The organism is Staphylococcus sp. EG-SA-10 (assembly GCF_017151945.1).
In the GTDB taxonomy this organism is placed as follows: Bacteria; Bacillota; Bacilli; order Staphylococcales; family Staphylococcaceae; genus Staphylococcus; species Staphylococcus aureus.
This window is the reverse complement of record NZ_JACVZJ010000001.1, coordinates 184,816-205,513: the sequence shown is the minus strand read 5'-3', so window position 1 is coordinate 205,513 and position 20,698 is coordinate 184,816. Positions and strand designations below refer to the sequence as shown.

General features: G+C 32.5%; 20 protein-coding genes. 13 read left to right on the top strand and 7 right to left on the bottom strand.

All coding sequences use genetic code 11. The features are described 5' to 3' along the window. Window positions 1-114: 114 nt before the first annotated feature. Complete coding sequence (locus IDG45_RS01110; protein WP_000101538.1) at window positions 115-1,524, bottom strand: amino acid permease; 1,410 nt, start codon at window positions 1,522-1,524, stop codon at window positions 115-117. 285 nt (window positions 1,525-1,809) lie between these two features. Here IDG45_RS01110 and IDG45_RS01105 point away from each other — a divergent pair, with 285 nt between their 5' ends. Next, window positions 1,810-2,616, top strand: a complete 807-nt coding sequence (locus IDG45_RS01105) for a metallophosphoesterase (protein WP_000690190.1) — start codon at window positions 1,810-1,812, stop codon at window positions 2,614-2,616. Between the two features lie 62 nt (window positions 2,617-2,678). On the opposite strand, the gene IDG45_RS01100 is transcribed toward IDG45_RS01105, so the two are convergent. Next, window positions 2,679-3,335 carry a C39 family peptidase gene (locus IDG45_RS01100; protein ID WP_001080281.1) on the bottom strand — a complete coding sequence of 219 codons (657 nt, stop codon included), beginning with the start codon at window positions 3,333-3,335 and terminating at the stop codon, window positions 2,679-2,681. 112 nt (window positions 3,336-3,447) lie between these two features. Here IDG45_RS01100 and IDG45_RS01095 point away from each other — a divergent pair, with 112 nt between their 5' ends. After that, window positions 3,448-3,921, top strand: a complete 474-nt coding sequence (locus IDG45_RS01095; protein ID WP_000456493.1) for a GyrI-like domain-containing protein — start codon at window positions 3,448-3,450, stop codon at window positions 3,919-3,921. A 122-nt stretch (window positions 3,922-4,043) separates the two neighbouring features. On the opposite strand, the gene tcaB is transcribed toward IDG45_RS01095, so the two are convergent. The 3 genes from tcaB to IDG45_RS01080 all read right to left on the bottom strand — a co-directional run bounded on the left by tcaB (window position 4,044) and on the right by IDG45_RS01080 (window position 7,298). Then, complete coding sequence (gene tcaB, locus IDG45_RS01090) at window positions 4,044-5,255, bottom strand: putative multidrug effflux MFS transporter TcaB (RefSeq protein WP_001191927.1); 1,212 nt, start codon at window positions 5,253-5,255, stop codon at window positions 4,044-4,046. Window positions 5,256-5,436: 181 nt separating this feature from the next. Then, entirely contained in the window at window positions 5,437-6,096 is a 660-nt protein-coding gene (locus IDG45_RS01085; protein ID WP_031927729.1) for a membrane protein, read from the bottom strand. Between the two features lie 59 nt (window positions 6,097-6,155). Then, complete coding sequence (locus IDG45_RS01080) at window positions 6,156-7,298, bottom strand: glycerate kinase (RefSeq protein WP_001176870.1); 1,143 nt, start codon at window positions 7,296-7,298, stop codon at window positions 6,156-6,158. A 267-nt stretch (window positions 7,299-7,565) separates the two neighbouring features. Between IDG45_RS01080 and gtxA the strand changes: the two genes are divergently transcribed. From gtxA to IDG45_RS01025, 11 genes are all read left to right on the top strand, one after another. Further along, the gene (gene gtxA, locus IDG45_RS01075) at window positions 7,566-7,952 is read left to right on the top strand and encodes a flippase GtxA (RefSeq protein WP_000779353.1); all 387 of its coding nucleotides are present in this window, start codon (window positions 7,566-7,568) and stop codon (window positions 7,950-7,952) included. Between the two features lie 133 nt (window positions 7,953-8,085). Beyond that, complete coding sequence (locus IDG45_RS01070) at window positions 8,086-8,193, top strand: type I toxin-antitoxin system Fst family toxin (protein ID WP_000482647.1); 108 nt, start codon at window positions 8,086-8,088, stop codon at window positions 8,191-8,193. 703 nt (window positions 8,194-8,896) lie between these two features. Next, the gene (locus tag IDG45_RS01065; protein ID WP_054193822.1) at window positions 8,897-10,660 is read left to right on the top strand and encodes an ABC transporter ATP-binding protein; all 1,764 of its coding nucleotides are present in this window, start codon (window positions 8,897-8,899) and stop codon (window positions 10,658-10,660) included. 24 nt (window positions 10,661-10,684) lie between these two features. Then, the gene (locus IDG45_RS01060; protein ID WP_000486497.1) at window positions 10,685-12,418 is read left to right on the top strand and encodes an ABC transporter ATP-binding protein; all 1,734 of its coding nucleotides are present in this window, start codon (window positions 10,685-10,687) and stop codon (window positions 12,416-12,418) included. Between the two features lie 230 nt (window positions 12,419-12,648). Next, window positions 12,649-12,816, top strand: a complete 168-nt coding sequence (locus tag IDG45_RS01055) for a hypothetical protein (protein ID WP_031927726.1) — start codon at window positions 12,649-12,651, stop codon at window positions 12,814-12,816. Window positions 12,817-12,870: 54 nt separating this feature from the next. After that, a complete protein-coding gene (gene bioD, locus IDG45_RS01050) occupies window positions 12,871-13,557 on the top strand; it encodes a dethiobiotin synthase (protein WP_001217929.1) in 687 nt (228 codons plus the stop codon). Then, complete coding sequence (bioA, locus tag IDG45_RS01045; RefSeq protein ID WP_042907911.1) at window positions 13,535-14,893, top strand: adenosylmethionine--8-amino-7-oxononanoate transaminase; 1,359 nt, start codon at window positions 13,535-13,537, stop codon at window positions 14,891-14,893. The genes bioD and bioA overlap by 23 nt, the downstream gene beginning before the upstream one ends. Before the next feature lies 1 nt (window position 14,894). Beyond that, a complete protein-coding gene (gene bioB / locus IDG45_RS01040) occupies window positions 14,895-15,902 on the top strand; it encodes a biotin synthase BioB (RefSeq protein ID WP_001046645.1) in 1,008 nt (335 codons plus the stop codon). Then, complete coding sequence (locus IDG45_RS01035) at window positions 15,880-16,995, top strand: aminotransferase class I/II-fold pyridoxal phosphate-dependent enzyme (RefSeq protein WP_000971544.1); 1,116 nt, start codon at window positions 15,880-15,882, stop codon at window positions 16,993-16,995. Before bioB ends, IDG45_RS01035 begins: the two co-directional genes overlap by 23 nt. Before the next feature lie 10 nt (window positions 16,996-17,005). Further along, window positions 17,006-17,698 carry a 6-carboxyhexanoate--CoA ligase gene (bioW, locus tag IDG45_RS01030; protein WP_031927724.1) on the top strand — a complete coding sequence of 231 codons (693 nt, stop codon included), beginning with the start codon at window positions 17,006-17,008 and terminating at the stop codon, window positions 17,696-17,698. Between the two features lie 10 nt (window positions 17,699-17,708). Beyond that, complete coding sequence (locus IDG45_RS01025) at window positions 17,709-18,176, top strand: QueT transporter family protein (protein WP_000200954.1); 468 nt, start codon at window positions 17,709-17,711, stop codon at window positions 18,174-18,176. A 51-nt stretch (window positions 18,177-18,227) separates the two neighbouring features. On the opposite strand, the gene hlgB is transcribed toward IDG45_RS01025, so the two are convergent. Together hlgB and hlgC are read right to left on the bottom strand one after the other, a co-directional pair. Then, window positions 18,228-19,205 (bottom strand): bi-component gamma-hemolysin HlgAB/HlgCB subunit B, encoded by a 978-nt coding sequence (hlgB, locus tag IDG45_RS01020; protein WP_000783428.1) that lies wholly within the window; start codon window positions 19,203-19,205, stop codon window positions 18,228-18,230. Between the two features lies 1 nt (window position 19,206). Further along, on the bottom strand, window positions 19,207-20,154 hold the full coding sequence (gene hlgC, locus IDG45_RS01015; RefSeq protein WP_047212943.1) for a bi-component gamma-hemolysin HlgCB subunit C: 948 nt from the start codon (window positions 20,152-20,154) through the stop codon (window positions 19,207-19,209). Window positions 20,155-20,698 lie beyond the last annotated feature (544 nt).

The following is a 20,698-nucleotide window of genomic DNA, read 5'->3' as shown; positions in this document are numbered from 1 at the left end:
AGTTAATATTTTATCACTTTTAAGGCATAATGACATAGATATATTGATAAAATGAAGTTATTTTCAAAAAAACTCTAGTATCGGTTGAACTGATACTAGAGCGAGATGTTTAAATTATTGATTGTCATATCTGAAATGACCGCTGTCATTTTGTCGTTGTTCATACGCGAGCTTTTCAGCATTCGTTTTGTATTTTTTATAAAAGAAAAATAAAAATATAAACCAGAATGGCGAAATATAAATAGCTGCTCTTGTTTCGTCACTAAAGAATAATAAAATGAATACAAAGAAGAAGAACGCTAGAATAATGTAAGCAATAGGCTTACCACCAATCAACTTAAATTTACTGTTTTTATGTGCCTCAGGATGCTTTTTCAAATACATTAGATAAGCGACAATAATCATTGCCCAAACAACTAAAAACAACACAGTTGATAACGTTGTAACGTATATGAATAGTTGAATTGCATTAGGGAAAATGTAGTTTAACAAGGCTGCTATAAGTAATGCAATTGATGAAACTAACATTGATAAATAAGGCACGCCATGACTATTCGTTTTATTTAAAACTTTAGGACCTAACCCTTGTTGTGACAGTCCGAATAAGATACGACTATTCGAATAGATACCACTATTTGTAGCAGAGGCCGCGGCAGTTAGCACGACAAAGTTAACGACACCTGCTGCAAATGGCACGCCGATTAATGTAAAGAGTTTAACGAAAGGGCTACTATTTGGATCGATATCATTCCAAGGTATGACTGACATAATTACTAATAGACCACCGATATAGAATAATAAAATACGGATAGGTACATTATTAATTGCTTTCGGTAAGGTTTTTTCAGGATCTTTCGTTTCACCAGCAGTTACACCTATAAGTTCAATACCAATGAATGAATATACAGCAATTTGGAATGACATTAAGAAACCAAATGTTCCTCCAGGGAACATGCCGCCGTGACTGATTAAGTTTGTGAATGATGCATGCCCATAATGTGTTTTAAATGAGAAAAAGATTAATACAAGACCAACGATAACCATCGCAATAATTGTGACAACTTTAATAATCGAGAACCAAAACTCCAGTTCACCAAATAATCTGGCACCTAATAAGTTGAAGCTAATCAAGATTAAAACAATAAATAGCACGGTAATCCAATTTGGGACTTGTGGATACCAAAATGCAAAGTATTGTCCCATCGCAGTTAGGTCTGACATACTTGATACAATCCAACATAACCAGTAAGTCCAGCCAATGACAAAGCCACCAAAAGGGCCTAAATATTCATTTGCAATATCAACAAATGAATTAAATCTTGTATTGCTCAACAACAATTCGCCTAATGCGCGCATAAAAGCGAATAGTACAACCCCAATAATCATGTATGTGAATAACAGTGATGGACCAGTTAAAGATATTGTTTGACCTGATCCTAGGAATAACCCAGTTCCAATTGCGCCCCCAATTGCTATCAATTGGATGTGTCTGTTATTCAACTCTCTATGCAATTTTCTTGCCATAATTTTCCTCCTCAGGATAAAGCAAATAAAAAAGTTGTGTGTAAGCGTTTTCTTAATTATAAATACTAAAGAAATCCATTTAATAAAGCAATTATTTTTTTAAATATAAGAAAAAACATTTGATAGGTAAGAGTATGATAACTAAAACTTATCGATTTTTTGAAAAGATATAAGTTTTTATGCAAAAATATAAAATAATCATCTAAATGAAGCAGTTAACTATATATATTAGATAAGCTATGGCATAATAAATAACATTTTAATTTGAGTAAAGAAGGTATGGGTATGAAGATAGGGACAATCGCCGATTTACATATTGATCGTCATAATAAAAAAACATCCGACGATTACTTAGAGGCATTGGTTGAAATAGTTAAGTATAAAAATTTGGATATATTGTTGATTGCGGGAGATATCTCAAATCATTATCAATTGACGCACCAATTTATAACGCAATTGACAAAACAATTAGATATACCTGTGAAATTTGTTCCTGGAAACCATGATTTATGGGAAGTTGAAAGTATGACTACGCAAGACATTTGGAATAATTATAAGAGTATGTCACAGTGCTTGGTAGGAAAACCATTTATAGTAAATGAAGAATGGGCAATAATAGGACATACAGGTTGGTATGATTATAGCTTTGCAGCACAACGATTTTCATTAGATGAGTTACAAAAAGGAAAACATTATGGTGCGACTTGGCAAGATAAAGAACGAGTATCTTGGGGCATATCAGATCAAAATTTATCTGAAATAGCAGCTGAACAAGTGAAGAAAGATATATTAGAAGTAGGAAATAGACGAGTGATTTTAGTCACACATGTTGTGACGCACCCTGATTTCATTGTTCCTATGCCGCATCGTATATTCGATTTTTATAATGCATTTATTGGGACAAGTGATTTCAATCCTTTGTATGCGATGTTCGATATACCATATAGTATTATGGGCCATGTTCATTTTCGGAAAAGTGTGATGGATGATGGCAGATGTTATCTCTGTCCGTGTCTAGGCTATCCAAGACAATGGCGTTCAGAAGATATTTACCAGGAAATAAATGAGACGATACAAATAATAGAAATTTAAAATGCGCAAACCTGACCCAGTTTGCGCATTTTATGTTTTACACACGCGAGTAATGTGTTTACTTACGTGTGTTTATTTTGTTGTTGATTTTCAATTGTATATGAATGTGGTTGCACATAAATGCACTTTCTTCCTGGTGAATTAAAGCTGTATTCCATTTTCTCTTTACGAATTTTAATAATTTGTTTGCGATTTGGAATGATGGCAGGTAAAACTAGGCCACGACGAATATGACTCCAAAGTGGATCGATATAATAGTAATAGTAATCATCGTACCCAATGAGTAACGTTACGTGAATATTTGAAACTTGTTTCGCTGGCTTGTTATCAAAGCGGAAAACACGTAGTAATGGTTTAGAACCAAGATTAGTATGGTATATTAACACAGGTTGACCTTGATCGATAATACCTTTAAGATCTTCTAAGGATTTACCAGTGCCGTCTACGATATTAGGATTGTATTTTTGTAAAAATGGTACATATGCTTCTGGAAATATCGTTTGATGATAATTGCCAAGCTTAATGAATAAGTGATGTCCAACATAACCTTTATGTGGATTGTTCGGATGTGTCGGCCAATGTCTCATAATTTCTGTAGCAGGGATATGTTGGTTATTGTATTGCAACATCATGGCTGCGGAAACACCTTCACACCCCATGACCATAGGGATAGGAAATAGCTGACTGATAGGTTTAACTGGTAATATTTTTCGGTTCATAATATAGTCCTCGCATTGATTCAATAAATATTTAATATAATTATATAGCGTCAATGCAAAATGTCCTAAACATATGTTTTATATGAGTGAATAAAATTAATGGAGTGATTAAATGGAATATCAATTACAACAACTTGCGTCGTTAACGTTAGTAGGTATTAAAGAAACGTATGAAAATGGACGACAGGCTCAGCAACATATAGCAGGGTTTTGGCAAAGATGTTATCAAGAGGGAGTAATTGCGGATTTACAGTTAAAAAATAATGGTGATTTAGCCGGGATACTTGGCTTATGTATACCCGAATTAGACGGTAAGATGTCATATATGATTGCAGTTACCGGAGATAATAGTGCTGATATTGAAAAATATGATGTCATAACATTAGCAAGTTCAAAGTATATGGTATTTGAAGCACAGGGCTCAGTACCTAAAGCAGTTCAACAAAAAATGGAAGAGGTTCATCACTACATACATCAATATCAAGCAGATACGGTAAAATCAGCACCATTTTTTGAGTTGTATCAGGATGGTGATACTACAAGTGAAAAATATATTACAGAAATTTGGATGCCTGTTAAAGGGTGATTGAATAGAAATGTACTTGATATGAAGGCGTAATTTTAGTTGAAGATTGGATCTCATAATTCATAAAGAAGAACCCCGACAAAGATAGATATCTTTGCTAGGGTTCTAATTATGTTGAAGTGTTATGCGACATGTTGCTTTTTAATCATTTTAAAGTAAATGATTTGTAGACTGACTAATAGAATGGCTGTAATGAAGATAATAATCATATATGGTGATGTATTAAATTCGCCTTTTAAGCCAACTAATGGTGCAACAGCGCCACCTAAGATAAATTGGAATAAGCCAAGTAAACTTGATGCGTTACCACTGCCACCTGTTCGTTCTTCCATAGCCATTGTGAAACCGAGCGGTCCAATTGACGTCACAGGACACACATTTAAGAAGAATGCGATGAGTAAGACCCAAAGTGGTAAATGGAATGTAAGTGTCAGGATAATTAAAGCAACACCTACCACTTGTATAATAGTTAAAATGATTAATAATATGTGGCGATGTAATTTTTCTACTAATAAAGCAACGACTTGACTGACAATGATTAAACCTACACCGTTAACAGCAAACATGATACTAAATTGTTGGGGTGTCATATTATATAATTTTTGAGTAATAAATGGCGATGCAGATGAATAACTAAATAGCATTACATAAGTTAAACCTTGTAATAACATTGGAATAATAAATGCTGGTTTTTTCAAAAGACTTCCAAAGTCTTTAATGACGCTACTAAAATTCACCTGCTTTAATTCATCTTTAGATGTTTTAGGTAATTGAGAAGCGACGCCAATTAAAATGATGAGTGCCACAATAGTTAAAATTGTGAAAATAGAACGCCATGTTGCTACGGATAAAGCTAATCCACCGGCTAATGGTGCAAGAATAGTGATGATGCCATTAACTACCATTAAAGATGCTAAAAATTTAGCGAGTGCGTTGCCAGTAAATTTATCACCAGCAGAGGCTTTGGCAATAACGATGACGCCACCACCTGTCAAACCTTGAATAAATCGTAAAGTTAAGAATAATGGCAATTGATCAACAAACATAGACAAACCTGATACCAAAATGAAAATGATTAAAATGGATACAGCAATTCGTTTGCGACCAAAAGCATCGGATAAAGGTCCAAAGATAAATTGGCCTAGTGCAAGACCAATCATTGTGAATGATAATGTTAATTGAATTTCTGATGTAGTAGAACCAAAATCACCTTGCACTTTAGGTAATGATGGAACGTACATATCTATAGTTAGTGGGCCAAAAGCGGTCATGACGCCTAACGTAATTAGCAATAAAAATGAAAAATGCTTCGTTTTGGTTTTCGAAGATTGCATGATCAGACTCCTTTAAATGATATAATTATATAAATTATATACGTTTTGTGTGTATTTGTATGTAGTTAGAATACAAGTTTATATAAAAAATCCCTATACTCTTAATGCATCATCACGAATAACGTAGTGATACAGATAAAGTATAGGGAATTAATGTTTATCATCAAAGCAGGTTTAATAATTAATTAGCGCCACCATTGTCATCTTTAAATAAGCTTTCTAATTTAGATTTAATACTGTCGAATTTTGTATTAATATCATTTAACATACTTTCAATTTTACCTTGGCTTGCATTGTTTTTAAGTGCATTATTTGCCTCTGTCAATTTGTTGATTTGGTCTTGATAAAATTGAGTTAGCTTAGAATCAGCTTTGTTTTGTTCTTGCTGCTTCAAGTTGTCGATTTGATTTTGTAAATTTTTAATAATGTCATCAGTTTTTTGGTTGTTTTTAATATTTTCTTTAGCATTATCGACTTGCTGGTTAATTTGGCCGTCTTGATTTTCAACTTGTTTTTTATAATTTTGAGAGACTTTAGGGTCATTACTAACTTTATCGCTATCATTGTTAAGTATGGCGCGTGTGACAAAAATAGCGACAATAATTAAGAGAATAGCAATAATGATATATAACCATTTTTTTGAACGGCGGGATTTCTCGTTTTCTTCTTCAAGAATTTGTTCTCTTCGATAATCTCTACCGTTATAGTATCGTTCCGGGTGCTCTTCAGGATCGCCTTTAGCATATTGTTGTCTATACGATGCGTCTTCAGATTGACGACGATGATTTTGATTTTGATTGTCGTATTGATATGAATCACGGTATTTATCAGTTCTTTTCATGGGTTTCACCTCATTCAAGTTTTAACTGCAAATAATAAAGCTGATGATTTACTTTGACATTATTGTAATTTCAGAATACGAGCAATGTCAGTTGCAGTGTTTAATAAATTTTGTTCGCTATTTTGTAGGACATCTTCTAAAGTGCTAGGTGAAGAGATTATAGAATAGGCACTATCAATACCGAAATCGTAAACATGTTGATAATTTTCGCCTAGACTGCCACAAATCGCGATGACAGGAATATGATATTGTTTTGCAGCTAACGCAACGCCTACGGGTGTTTTACCAAAGATGGTCTGATAATCCATGCGTCCTTCTCCAGTAATAACGAGGTCTGCATCTTTAATTCTTTGATGAAAATCTGTAATGTCAAAGACGACATCAATACCTTTTGTTAAAGTTGTCTCACAAAACGCTAATAATGCTGCGCCCATACCGCCAGCTGCACCAGAACCTGGTATTTGATTAACGGACTTTCCTGTGCACATTTTTATCTTATCATGATAATGCGACATTGCGAAATCCAACTTTGGTATCATCTTTGCATCAGCGCCTTTTTGAGGACCATAAATATAGGTAGCACCATTTTCACCCAATAAAGGACTTGAAACATCGCAGGCCACTTTAAAGGTCACTTCTTTTAATCGCGAATCTAGATTGGTGATATCGATTTGTGCAATGTGAGCAAGATTAGCACCATTCATTTGTAATAAGTCCCCGTTTACATCAGTAAACTTTACACCTAGTGCACTTAGCATACCTGTACCACCGTCATTTGTTGCACTGCCACCAATCCCTAAAATAATGGTCTTAGCACCATGATTTAATGCATCTTTAATTAGTTCACCAGTACCATATGATGATGTGTATAAAGGATTACGTTCCTCTTTTTCTAATAAATCCAAACCTGACGCTGCCGCCATTTCAATAATTGCAATTTGTTGTTCGTCTGCGCGTGCATAACATGCTTCAATAGGTCGCATTAAAGGGTCATTAACGATGACTGTATACTTAGTGGCACCAGTTGCATGCATTAAAGCATCTGTGGTACCTTCACCACCATCAGCCATCGGAATGATATCATAATGAAGGGTATTCCCATAAACATTAGTAAATGCCTGTTTTATAATATTGCCAACTTGCTGTGCGGTCATACTTTCCTTAAATGAGTCAGGAGCGATGACAATTTTTTGTAATTGCATAGTAGACATCCTCTCATTACTGTTGTCGCTCTTATTGTATATAAAATAACTAGTGAACTAAAGTAATCTCTATAGTGCTAATGAGTCGCGCGATAAATCAGTTACATTATAATGGCGTATAAGGATGAGGGGAAAGAGACTAAATTTGCTGTGAAAGGGTATAAAAACTGAAATAAGTATATTTGAAGAGAAGCGGATTGGCTCGCATATTCGAGTATGTTGGAGAACGCAGTTATACATATATTTTGATGTTGAGGAGTTACACATATGAAACTAACACAAACGCATGCTGAAATTTTAAAATTTATCATTGTTGGCGGCATTAATACGTTAAACTATTATGTTGTCTATTTATTGCTGTTAAAATTATTACACATTGAATATATGATTAGTCATATTACCGGATTTATAGTCGCTTTTGTGATTTCGTATTATTTGAATTGTTATTTTGTTTACAGGGTAAAACCTACTTGGAGAAAATTCATTAGTTTTCCAATTACGCAGATTGTCAACGTAAGCTTACAAACAGTTTTATTATATGTATTTGTATCCTGGCTAAATTTGCCAGCAGAAATTGCACCATTTGCTGGTTTAATTATTACGATACCCATCACATTTATATTATCTAAATGGATTTTAAAAGATAGCAATTAAATTAGCGTAAACCACTAAAAAACGCTTTACTCGAACTTTAATATTGTGCGAAATATAATAAATAAATGATATAATATAATGGTCGCCTAACATCTCGGGCGTTACTTTAACGCAGAGAGGAGGTGTATGACGGATGTTCAATTTATTAATTGACATCATGACTTCAGCTTTAAGCGGCTGTCTTGTTGCGTTTTTTGCACATTGGTTACGAACGCGCAACAATAAAAAAGGTGACAAATAACCAACACCTAAATAAATCCCCTCACTATGGCAGTAGTGAGGGGATTTGGTGTATTTAGATGTTCAATTTATTATGTAACTAATTATAGCATTGATGAACAAGGTGTGCAATGTATTTTTGCAATATTACAATAAATGAATTTAATTATATTAGAATTAAGTATTTCGAAAAATGATTTAATAGTTGAGTCATAGGATCATTAGATAAAGCGAATAATCAATTATAGGGACATTGGGATACAAATCAATGTACTAGACTCTACAAGGCTATACTCAGGGACCCAACATAGAGAAATTGGATCCACAGTTTCTACAGACAATGCAAGTTGGCGGGGCCCCAACACAGTAGCTGTCGGAAAGTCAGCTTACAATAATGTGCAAGTTGGCGGAGCCCCAACATAGAGTTTTACTCATGTATTCCTATTTTTAAGTACATATTAGCTGTGGCTAATGTGTAAGAACCACTACATAATAAATCATTAGTGGCTCTTTATCATTTCTGCCCCATAACCTTGTGAATTTTTAAAAGAAATGTGTCACAAATCCACGCGACATTGATAATCGTTATCAACTAATATATGATGTACTTGTAATAAGTATTAATTTTTAACAAATAACAAATTTATATTATGTATATCATCCAGTGAAATAAATAATATAAGCGGCTTAATTTAGATTATTAATTGAAAGGAGTTACATATACGATGAACAATCAGACAAATTGGATAAAGATACTCAGCGGATTTGCTTCTGATAGTAAATGGAAAATTATGTTATCAATTTTGTTGTCTATCATCAGTGTCTTTTCTGGATTAGTTCCATATTGGGCAGTCTTTAAAATTATTTTAATGATGATTAACAATGCATATACGATTAATTCGATTATGGTTTATATCTTTATTGCTTTAATCGCTTATATTTCACAAGTGTGTTGTTTTGGAGCGTCAACGATGCTATCACATATTACGGCATATGAAATTTTATCTGAAATTCGTAAAAAATTAGCTCAAAAATTAATGCGTCTCCCTTTAGGCGTAGTGGAATCTAAGAAAATAGGTGAATTAAAAAATATATTTGTCGATAAGGTTGAAACAATAGAATTACCTTTAGCACATATGATTCCTGAAGTTATAGGAAACTTACTTTTGTCAGCTGCTATCTTTTTATACATAATGCTCATTGATTGGCGTATGGCTAGTGCCTTATTAGTAACGATACCAATTTCAATTTTCGCTTTTAAAAAAGTTATGTCTGGATTTAATGAGACATATGCTGAACAAATGAAATCGAATAATTATATGAATAGCGCGATTGTAGAGTTTATCGAAGGCATTGAAGTGATTAAAACATTTAATCAATCTCAAAGTTCATATAAAAAATATAAAGATGCAGTAGATAATTATAAGATTCACACTTTGAATTGGTTTAAAAATACATGGGGGTATATGAATTTAGGAGCTAGTGTATTACCTTCAACATTTTTAGGGATTTTACCGGTCGGCATGTATTTGATATCTATCAACCAATTAAACTATGCGGAATTTTTCCTATGCATCGTATTATCTTTAGGTGTAGTAGCACCGATTAAGAATTTTACTAATTATGTAAATCATTTAAAGTCTATACAATACGCATTAACTGAAATGAATCAAATATTAAGTCTAGAAGAGTTAGTATTGTCAACAAAATTTAAGAAGCCTCAACATTATGAAATTGCTTTTAATAATGTTGGATTTTCATATAACAAAGATAAGGACGATCTGGTCTTTAAGCATTTATCATTTACAGTACCAGAAAATAATTTCATAGCTATCGTCGGGGCATCTGGTAGCGGTAAGTCAACCATTGCCAAGCTTATATCACGATACTGGGATGTGACTTCAGGTGAAATTACGATTGGCGGTATAAATATAAAAGATATTGAATCGAAACAACTTAACGATTTAGTTGGTTTTGTTGGACAAGATAACTTTTTATTAAATCTTACTTTTAAAGAAAATATTAAACTTGGCAATCCAGAAGCTACGGATGAGGCAGTTGAAAAAGCTGCCAAGTTAGCACAATGTCATGAATTTATTGAAAAGTTGCCAGATGGATATGATACGAATGTTGGTACAGTGGGAGATAAATTGTCTGGTGGTGAAAAACAACGAGTCACTATTGCAAGAATGATATTAAAAGATGCGCCTATCATTGTATTAGATGAAGCGACTGCTTACATTGATCCAGACAACGAACAAAAAATTCAAGAAGCATTAAATGTGTTGACGCAGGATAAAACATTGATTGTTATTGCACATCGGTTATCTACGATTCAACATGCAGATCAAATTATTGTTTTAGGTAAACAACAAATTTTAGAAAAAGGGTCACATCACTTATTGCTAAAATTAAACGGTAATTATAAGAAAATGTGGGATACGCACATGCATACAAAAGATTGGGGAATCAATACTGGACATAATTAAACTAATGAGAAAAGGAGGTCAAATATGTTTCAAATTACATTTAAAATTTTAAACTGGATAAGACCATATAAAGCAAGAATGATTTTAGGATTTAGCATGTCATTTTTAAATGCTATTTTTATTGCGTTACCTATCTTTTTAGCTGCAAAAATATTTAATAATGTGCTATCTCATAAACCTATTTATATGAAAGATATATTGAATGTTGTAATTATCATGGTTTTATTAGTGATTGGACGATTTATTACAGCATATTTCAAAAGCAAAAGCCATGAGAGCATCGCTTATGAAATGAGTGCGAAAGAACGTTTAGATATAGGGGATAAATTGAAAAATGTAAGGTTAGGTTATTTTAATTCGCATCATTCAAATGAGTTAACAACAATAGTAACAACAGATTTAACCTTTTTAGAAAACTTTGCTATGAAAATGGTGGACGTTGTTGTTAATGGATACATATTAATTACAGTACTCATATTGTCTCTACTTGTAGTTTCGTGGCAAGTATCATTATTAGCATGCATTGGCGTATTACTATCATTTTTTGCGATTCAATTATTAGAAAGAAAGAGTCGACAAAATGCGCCAGCGTATCATAATGTACAAAACCAATTAGTGGAAAAGGTATTGGAGGTTATTCGTGGTATTCAAGTAATAAAATCATTCGCGAAAGAAAATACGAGTCTTAAAAGTTTTAACCAAGCAGTCAATGAAAGTAAACGTATAAATACAAAAATAGAAATGCAATATATCCCATTCAATTTATTGCATTTACTTAGTTTAAAAGTTGTTTCAATAATGATTGTATTAGTTGCATGCTTATTATATATGAATCATAGTATTGATTTACCTACCCTTATTATGATTTCAATTTTTTCATTTGTGATATTTGATAGTGTTGAAAATATTAATAGTGCTGCACACGTACTTGAAATGATAGATATGACGATAGATGATATTGAAAAGATAAAAAATGCTCCAGAACTGGATGAGAATGGAAAAAATTTGACGATTAAAAATGAAAATATCGCTTTTCAAAACGTGAATTTTTCATATGATGATAAACAAGTGATAAAGAATGTGAATTTTGAGATACCTACACAAACATCAACAGCAATAATTGGACCTTCAGGAAGTGGGAAATCTACATTATGTCACTTACTCTTGCGCTTTTATGATATCGATGATGGAAATATTCGCATCGATGGTGTTGATATTAAAGATATGACATTAAGTACGTTAATGTCGAAAATTAGTGCAGTATTTCAAAAGGTGTATTTATTTAATGATACGATTGAAAATAACATATTGTTTGGCAATCCAGGTGCAACGAAAGAAGAAATTATTCGTGCAGCGAAGCAAGCATGTTGCCACGACTTCATCATGTCATTACCTGAGGGATATCAAACAATGCTAAATGAAAAAGGTAGTAATTTATCTGGTGGAGAAAGACAGAGAATTTCTATCGCCCGGGCAATTTTGAAAGATGCACCAATTATTATTTTAGACGAAGCAACAGCAAGTATTGATCCTGAAAACGAACATCTCATTCAACATGCAATTGATGAATTGAGTAAAGGCAAAACGGTTATTACAATTGCACACAAACTAGAAACTATTAAAAATGCAGATCAAATTATCGTACTCTGTGATGGTGAAATAATACAAAGAGGAAGTCATGATGAATTAATTCAAAAACCAGGGATGTATCAAGACTTTATAACAATAAAAAGTAAGTCAGCAGGCTGGAAATTATAAATAATAGTTTAATATGGAAACAGAATGTGGAAATAAAAAAGGTGACAAATAACCAACACCTAAATAAATCCCCTCACTACTGCAATAGTGAGGGGATTTGGTGTATTTAGATGTTCAATTTATTATGTAACTAATTATAGCATTGATGAACAAGGCGCTCAACGTAATATTACAATTAATGGATTGTTTCACAACATGGTAAAGCTAGGATGTCTTTTTATTAAGAAATAATGCAATTATTAATTTTAACTGACATATTTTATCGAATCACTGTTTATATCTGCCCGAATTCCGTAAGAAGCCTTAGTCATTTCAATAGCAAGGTCAAAATTTTGCCAAAATTTAAAGTTATACTGAGAAGTTTAAATTCATGTTTTCTTGAAAAACATGCGCCTTAAATGTAAACTTATTAATTATAAAAGTTTACATTTGGATTGAGGTGCTTATTTTTTATGAGGATTTTTATTACAAGTACGAATACTGATGTAGGCAAAACCTATGTTACAAAGCATTTATACAATGCTTTGAAAACACGTGGTCATCGTGTTTGTGTTTTTAAACCATTTCAAACTGAGGAACGCCAAGACGGGACGTTTCCAGATTTAGAAGTATTTAAAAATGAATGTGATTTAAGCTATGACATAACGTCACTTTATACTTTTAAGCAACCTGTATCACCACACCTTGCATTTAAAATGGCAAATCAAATTTTTCTAAATAAGCAGTGTGTATTAGATAAGGTAAAAGTTTTAGATAAGGAATTTGATTTTATCTTAATTGAGGGTGCTGGGGGAATTGCCGTACCAATATATGAAGGTACAGATGATTTCTACATGACTAAAGATCTAATCAATGATTGTGCAGATTGTGTCATCAGTGTGTTGCCATCAAAATTAGGTGCTATTAGCGATGCCATTGTTCACCAAGATTATGTTAATCAGAATGTATCGGCGAGTAATTTTTTAATCATGAATCGCTATACAGACAGTTATATTGAAAAAGACAATCAAATGACGATTGGAAAATTAACAAATAAAACAGTCTATACATTTGAAGAATATGCCACGTATGAAAATTTCTCAGAAGCATTTTTAAAACAATTAATAGGAGTTAAAAATGAATTACACACAACAACTTAAACAAAAAGACTCAGAATATGTTTGGCATCCATTTACACAAATGGGTGTATATAGCAAAGAAGAAGCAATCATCATTGAAAAAGGAAAGGGTAGTTACCTTTACGATACGAATGGCAATAAATATTTAGATGGTTATGCATCGTTGTGGGTCAATGTGCATGGTCATAATAATAAGTACTTGAATAAGGTAATTAAAAAGCAACTCAATAAAATTGCCCATTCTACGCTGCTAGGATCATCAAATATTCCGTCAATAGAACTTGCGGAAAAATTAATCGAAATCACGCCAAGTAATCTAAGAAAAGTATTTTATTCTGATACAGGCAGTGCGTCTGTTGAAATCGCAATAAAGATGGCATATCAGTATTGGAAAAATATTGATAGAGAAAAATATGCCAAGAAAAACAAGTTTATAACGCTAAATCACGGCTATCATGGCGATACGATTGGTGCGGTAAGTGTTGGTGGTATCAAGACCTTTCATAAAATATTTAAAGACTTAATATTCGAGAATATTCAAGTAGAAAGCCCATCTTTCTATCGCAGTAATTACGATACTGAAAATGAAATGATGACAGCTATTTTAACGAATATAGAGCAAATTCTAATTGAAAGAAATGATGAAATCGCAGGGTTTATATTGGAACCGTTGATTCAAGGTGCGACAGGCTTGTTTGTTCATCCTAAAGGCTTTTTGAAAGAAGTCGAGAAATTGTGCAAAAAATACGATGTCTTATTAATTTGTGATGAGGTAGCTGTTGGTTTTGGGAGAACTGGAAAGATGTTTGCATGCAATCATGAAGATGTTCAACCGGATATTATGTGTTTAGGTAAGGCGATTACTGGTGGGTATTTACCACTTGCAGCAACGTTGACGTCTCAAAAAATTTACGATGCGTTTCTAAGTGATTCGCACGGTGTGAATACCTTTTTCCATGGTCATACATACACCGGAAATCAAATCGTTTGTACGGTTGCATTAGAAAATATAAGACTTTATGAAAAACGTAATTTATTGTCACATATTGAAACGATATCATCAACACTTGAGAAACAGTTACATGCGCTGAAGCGTCATCGAAATGTTGGTGATGTAAGAGGACGAGGCTTAATGTTTGGAGTTGAATTGGTTACAGATAAAGATAGTAAAACGCCGTTAGAAATTGAAAAAGTTGAACGTATTGTACGTAATTGTAAAGAAAACGGGCTAATGATCAGAAATTTAGAAAATGTCATTACGTTTGTGCCAGTGTTAAGTATGTCAAATAAAGAAGTAAAAACGATGGTACGTATTTTTAAAAAGGCAGTACATAACATTTTAGATAGGAAGTGTTAATATGAATTTGGCTAAACGCATATTACAAGGGGAACAATTAACAAAAGAGACTGTATTGAAAATTTATGAGGATACTAATATTGATACCTTAGATTTATTAAATGAGGCGTATATTTTAAGAAAACATTATTTCGGTAAAAAAGTAAAATTAAACATGATTTTAAATGCTAAAAGTGGTATATGTCCTGAGAATTGTGGGTACTGTGGACAATCACGAGATATTAAACAAAAACAGCGATATGCTTTAATTCCAGAGGAACAAATTATCGATGGAGCAAAGGTGGCACATGATAATCATATTGGAACATATTGTATTGTTATGAGTGGTAGAGGACCGAGCGATAAAGAAGTTGATCATATTAGTAACACTGTAAGAACGATTAAATCTCAACACCCGCAACTAAAAATATGTGCATGTTTAGGATTAACGAATGACGAACAAGCCAAGAAACTTAAGTCAGCTGGTGTAGACAGATATAACCACAATATTAATACAAGTGAAAATTACCATGATAACGTCGTGACAACGCATAGTTATAAAGATAGAACAGATACGATAGAACTAATGAAAGCGAATAATATATCACCATGTTCTGGCGTGATTTGTGGTATGGGAGAATCTAATCAAGATATTGTTGATATGGCATTTGCTTTGAAAGAAATGGATGCCGACAGTATTCCTATTAATTTTTTGCATCCAATCAAAGGCACAAAGTTTGGAAGCATGGATGATTTAACACCAATGAAATGTTTAAGAATCGTAGCATTATTCCGATTAATCAATCCTACGAAAGAAATTCGTATTGCTGGAGGAAGAGAGGTCAACTTACGTTCGTTACAGCCATTAGCATTAAAAGCGGCGAATTCGATATTTGTCGGTGATTATCTAATTACTGGTGGGCAACCGAACCAATTAGACTACGATATGATTAATGATTTGGGCTTTGAAATTGATTATGACACTTGTGAAAATAAGGAAAACAAGAATGATGTTTCAAGAGCAAATTGATTTATTACAACAGAAAGGGTTATATCGGTCGCTTAAATCGGTAGGGTATATAGATAGACAGTATATTGAAGTAGAAAATAAGCGATGTACGAATTATACATCTAATGATTATTTAGGATTAGGACAAATAGCTTTTGATAAGGATGATTTCGAAAGATTTATGCGGAAGTATAGTTATCACTTATCAAGTTCAAGGTTAATTAGTGGAAGTTCGACAGCTTATGAAGAAATTGAAACAATGTTAGCAGGTTGGCTCGGATATAGTGCATGTACTATCTTAAATAGTGGTTATGATGCTAATTTGGCGTTATTTAATATTTTCAAAAATACAAATTGTGTCGTGTTTTCAGATCAAGAAAATCATGCGAGTATTATTGACGGTATTAAGTTAAGTGGTTTAGAAAAAGTGATATATAAGCATTTAGATATTGCTGATTTAGAAAAAAGGTTAGCGGAATACCCTAATCAAAATATACAAAAAATAATCATATCTGATAGTGTATTTTCAACGAATGGCGACCTTGTGGATATTGGTCAATTAGTCTCATTAAAGCATAAATATAACGCAACACTGATACTCGATGTTTCACATAGTTTTGGAATAGAGAATTACTCGAATTATCAAGGTATAGATATACTCACTTCTAGTTTATCTAAAGCATGTGGTGCATACGGGGGTGTGATTTTAAGTTCAAATGATGTGAAGGATATGTTAATTAATCACGGTAGACCACTCATCTACTCAAGTAGTTTGCCAATTTATAATTTGTATTTTATAAAAAGAAATATTGAAAAGTTAATAAATGCTGATGATAGACGCACTAAATTAAATAGTTTGAGTAAATATTTTAACCAAAAGTTAAAAGCACTCAATGTTAATTATAATAGTTCAAACTCGCCGATTAAGTTTATTGAGTTTGATGACATAGAAGCGGCTGAGAACATTCATCAAACATTATTAAAGCATCATGTGTTTACAAGTTATTTAAGGTATCCAACTGTGACTAAGCCAATGTTAAGAATATCATTGTCGTATTTTCATACTGAACAAGATGTAGATAGGTTGTTTGAAATTTTGCATCAAGAAGATTGAGGTGATCGTCATGTATAGTATAAAAATGCGTTCTAGCAATCAAGATGTTCATATTAGTGGTGCTGAAACGATTTGTGAGTTTGACAAAATAGAACAGACGGTACAAAGGTTTTATAATAAAGGTTTTTTTCATGAAAATGGGCAACCAGATTTTCTCAATATAAAAATACAAAAAATTATGGAACCGATTCAACAAATAAAAGCATTACAAATTATTGAGGATGATAAAGCAAATCTCCAAAAATTAACACAAGAATGTGGTGTCACTGAACAAGCGCTAAATCAAGGGATGACATATATTAAAAATGAAACGGTTTATACAGGAGCTATTATTCTATCGGCTATATCTGGTAAACGTTTAGATTCATTTGGACAAAGGGGGATTAGGGCAACGCATTTTTCGTTTGAAGATATAAATAATAAAGGTGATCTTAATGAAAGAGTGACTGATGCCTTAGCAATTGCTAGTTGTATCAATGCGCATCCATATGTCAAAGGAGAACTTTGTGTGTCCGATGACTTAACGTATACGACAGGTTATTTTGCCTCTGCTAAAATTGGTTACCATCGATTATTTGATATTAAACCAGTTAATACGAGATATGGAGGCAGAATAATATTTGTGGACGATCGTATTGATTTACATCATTACATATCATTTTTAGAAAGCACACCGAAGCAAGTTGTTTATGAAACGGTATAGGGGTTTTAGTATGACATCAAAAGATATTACTCAAATTAGTGTCATTGCTGCGATTTTAACCATTTTGGCAGTTTTGAAAATACCATCCATTATACCAGGATTAGATTTTCAATTATCTGCACCGGCAGCATTATTAATATTAGCTTTCTTTGGAATTAAAAAGTACTTTTTAGGTGGGCTTTTATCAAGCGTTTTATTGCTGATATTTGGCGTATTTAATCCAATTAATGTGATTATTTCTATTATATTTAGAGTTATAGCTATTGCAGTTGTTTATTTATTGAAAATAAATGTACTATCATTAGTTTTAGCAAGTGTATTAGGCAGTTTGGTATCTAGACTACTATTATCTATTATTTTAAATTTACCTGTGTGGGTAGTGTTATTAAACGCGATTCCAGGCGTAATATTCACTTTAATTGTAGCTATTCCTTTATATCTCACATTGAGAAAAAGAATGGCAGTCTTACTAAGATAATAAATCAAAACACGGTCGTCACAATTACTGTTGGCGACCGTGTTTTACTAGTTATTTATTGTTTTCAGTTTCTTTTGTATCTAACAATTTCACTTTGTGATTTTCCCAATCAATTTCATATGTTGATTTAAATGTTCTAGTTTTAAAGTTTTTATAATTTGCGCCTGCCCAGTAGAAGCCATTCCAACGAATTTGGTATAAATCCATTTCACGTTGATAAGTTACTGTAATTTTAGATTTTTTAGCGCCATCTTGTCTGTGTGATAGTACGCTTAAAAATTCTGGATTGAAGTTACTTCTAGATAATAATGGCATTTGGTGTTGCGCTATGAAGTTTTGGCCAGCGTATGCACTGCTTTGTCTGCCAGCTAAGAAGAGTTCATTACCATATGTTGGGTGGAAGCTATCTCGTCCATAAGGTCCCCAGCCATTATTCATAATTTTATGTGCTTCAACTCCCCAGCCAACATTTTTATAATTTGTGTTGCGACTTAATGTTGTTCTGTAACTTTCTTGTTTATAATTAATTGTTTCAGAAAAAGCTGTATTTCCATTAAGTCCACCAGATAAACCATTAGAGATACTAATGTCACCACCAAATGTATAGCCTAAAGTATTTTGAACTTGAAACTCTTCATTTTGATTTTTTGGTGCATAATCAACGACGTTTACTGAATCATTAGATTGTGAGCTTATAGATACATTGTATTTAGCTCCCCAATATAATTTTGAAAAGTCATAGTCATTAGGATTAGGTTTCACAAAGCCTGAGTTAATATTCCCAGTAGCTTTAAGTACTAAAGTATCTTTATCATAACTTTTATCTTTGATGAAATTAAATGTTAAAATCTGTGAAATTTTGAATTTATCTGAATCTGCTGTAGCTGTAGTTTTGTATAAAGTAACTTTATCATCTACTTTTTTTACGCTGACTGGTGTGATTTTGCCTTCAGCATTAGCAGTACCAGAAAGTAATAATAATGCCATAGATGTAGCAACGGATGATTTGACTAATTTATTCATTTTCATATCAATTCTGTCCTTTCACCTTGATTTCATGAGTCTTCCAATTGACCTCGTATTTCACAGTATAGTTTCTATTTACAAATGCATTATGGACTCTATGTCCGTCTAAATAACTGTTGCCATAATGCGTTGATCTTTTAATGGCATGAGTGACATCCATGTTTCTTCCGTAAGTAATTTCAAATTCGCTTGTATCGCTTGAACCTTTTTCATGAGATACTGTGGCGATAAATGAAGGGTTAAATCCACTTTGTACAAGAGGTGGTAACTCACTGTCTGGAACGAAATAATCTCTTGGATCTTTACTATGAGGTTTGTAGCCTACAAATAAATCGCTATCAAATGCTGATTTTTGACCTGATTCAGTGGCGAATGAATTCGCTTTGACGCCCCATAAAACACTTTTTGAGTTTTGTTGTTCTACTTCACTTACATAATTTTGTTGTGTATAGCTAATCGATTTAGAATAGTTAAATGATCCATTACCACCGAGTGATGGGGCTGATTGGAAATTACCACCGATATTGTATCCTAATGTCTGACTCACGTTTGTAGATTCAATTTTATTTTTAGGTAAATAATTAATTAAAGAAACATATTTATCATTTGTTTTCAAACCAATGTTATATTGGAATGGCCATCGCATAGCTTTAACATGATTAGTTTTTTTATAGTTGTAATATGTTGTTCTAGAGCTAATGAATCCTTGCATCTTTAATATCAAAGCATCTTTGTTATATTTTTTATCCTTCACAAAATCAAATTGAATATTTTGAGTCACGCCCCATTTATTACTAGTTTTATCTTCTGTCCTTTTGATAATTTCTATATCGCTTCCTTTACCGATGTCTTCAGTATCGTTGGCAGCTTTAGCATTTTCTAATAACGGATTGGCAAGAGGGGCAAGTAAGCTCACAGATAAAGTTGTAGCTAATATTTTATTTCTAAGCATAAGTTTCACTTTCTTTCTATAATTTTATTTAACTTAATTAAATAATAATATATTTTGAACGTTATTATAATTAACTGTTCATTAACAATTGACCATTATCAACTTTTTTTACAATTAAGTTAAAAATGCCATAATTCCGTTCGATTTAACCTTTTTTGTTTGGAATGCTAAAAGCTAATTTTGTGAGAAATATAGTTAATAAAACCTTGGTATTGTTGACAGTTGTAAACAATTTAAGGTAACCGATTGCACGAATGTCTTGCTTTTATTTTTAATTAATGTTTGTAAAATACAAATTGTTCTTTTTTAAGATTTTTGATGTATCCATCTAAAAGTTAATTATTTATTAACTTGAGAATATTTTATTTAAGCTTTCAAGTTAAATTGCTTCATTTGTATTATTTGTGTATCTACTATGGTGTGATATTTTGTTCTTATAAAAATCAGTTGTTATTATTAAATTTAATGTACGATAAAATAATTTAATGTTATGAGACTGATTCAATATGTTAAAAAATCCTGAGACAAGTATGAAGTGTCCCAG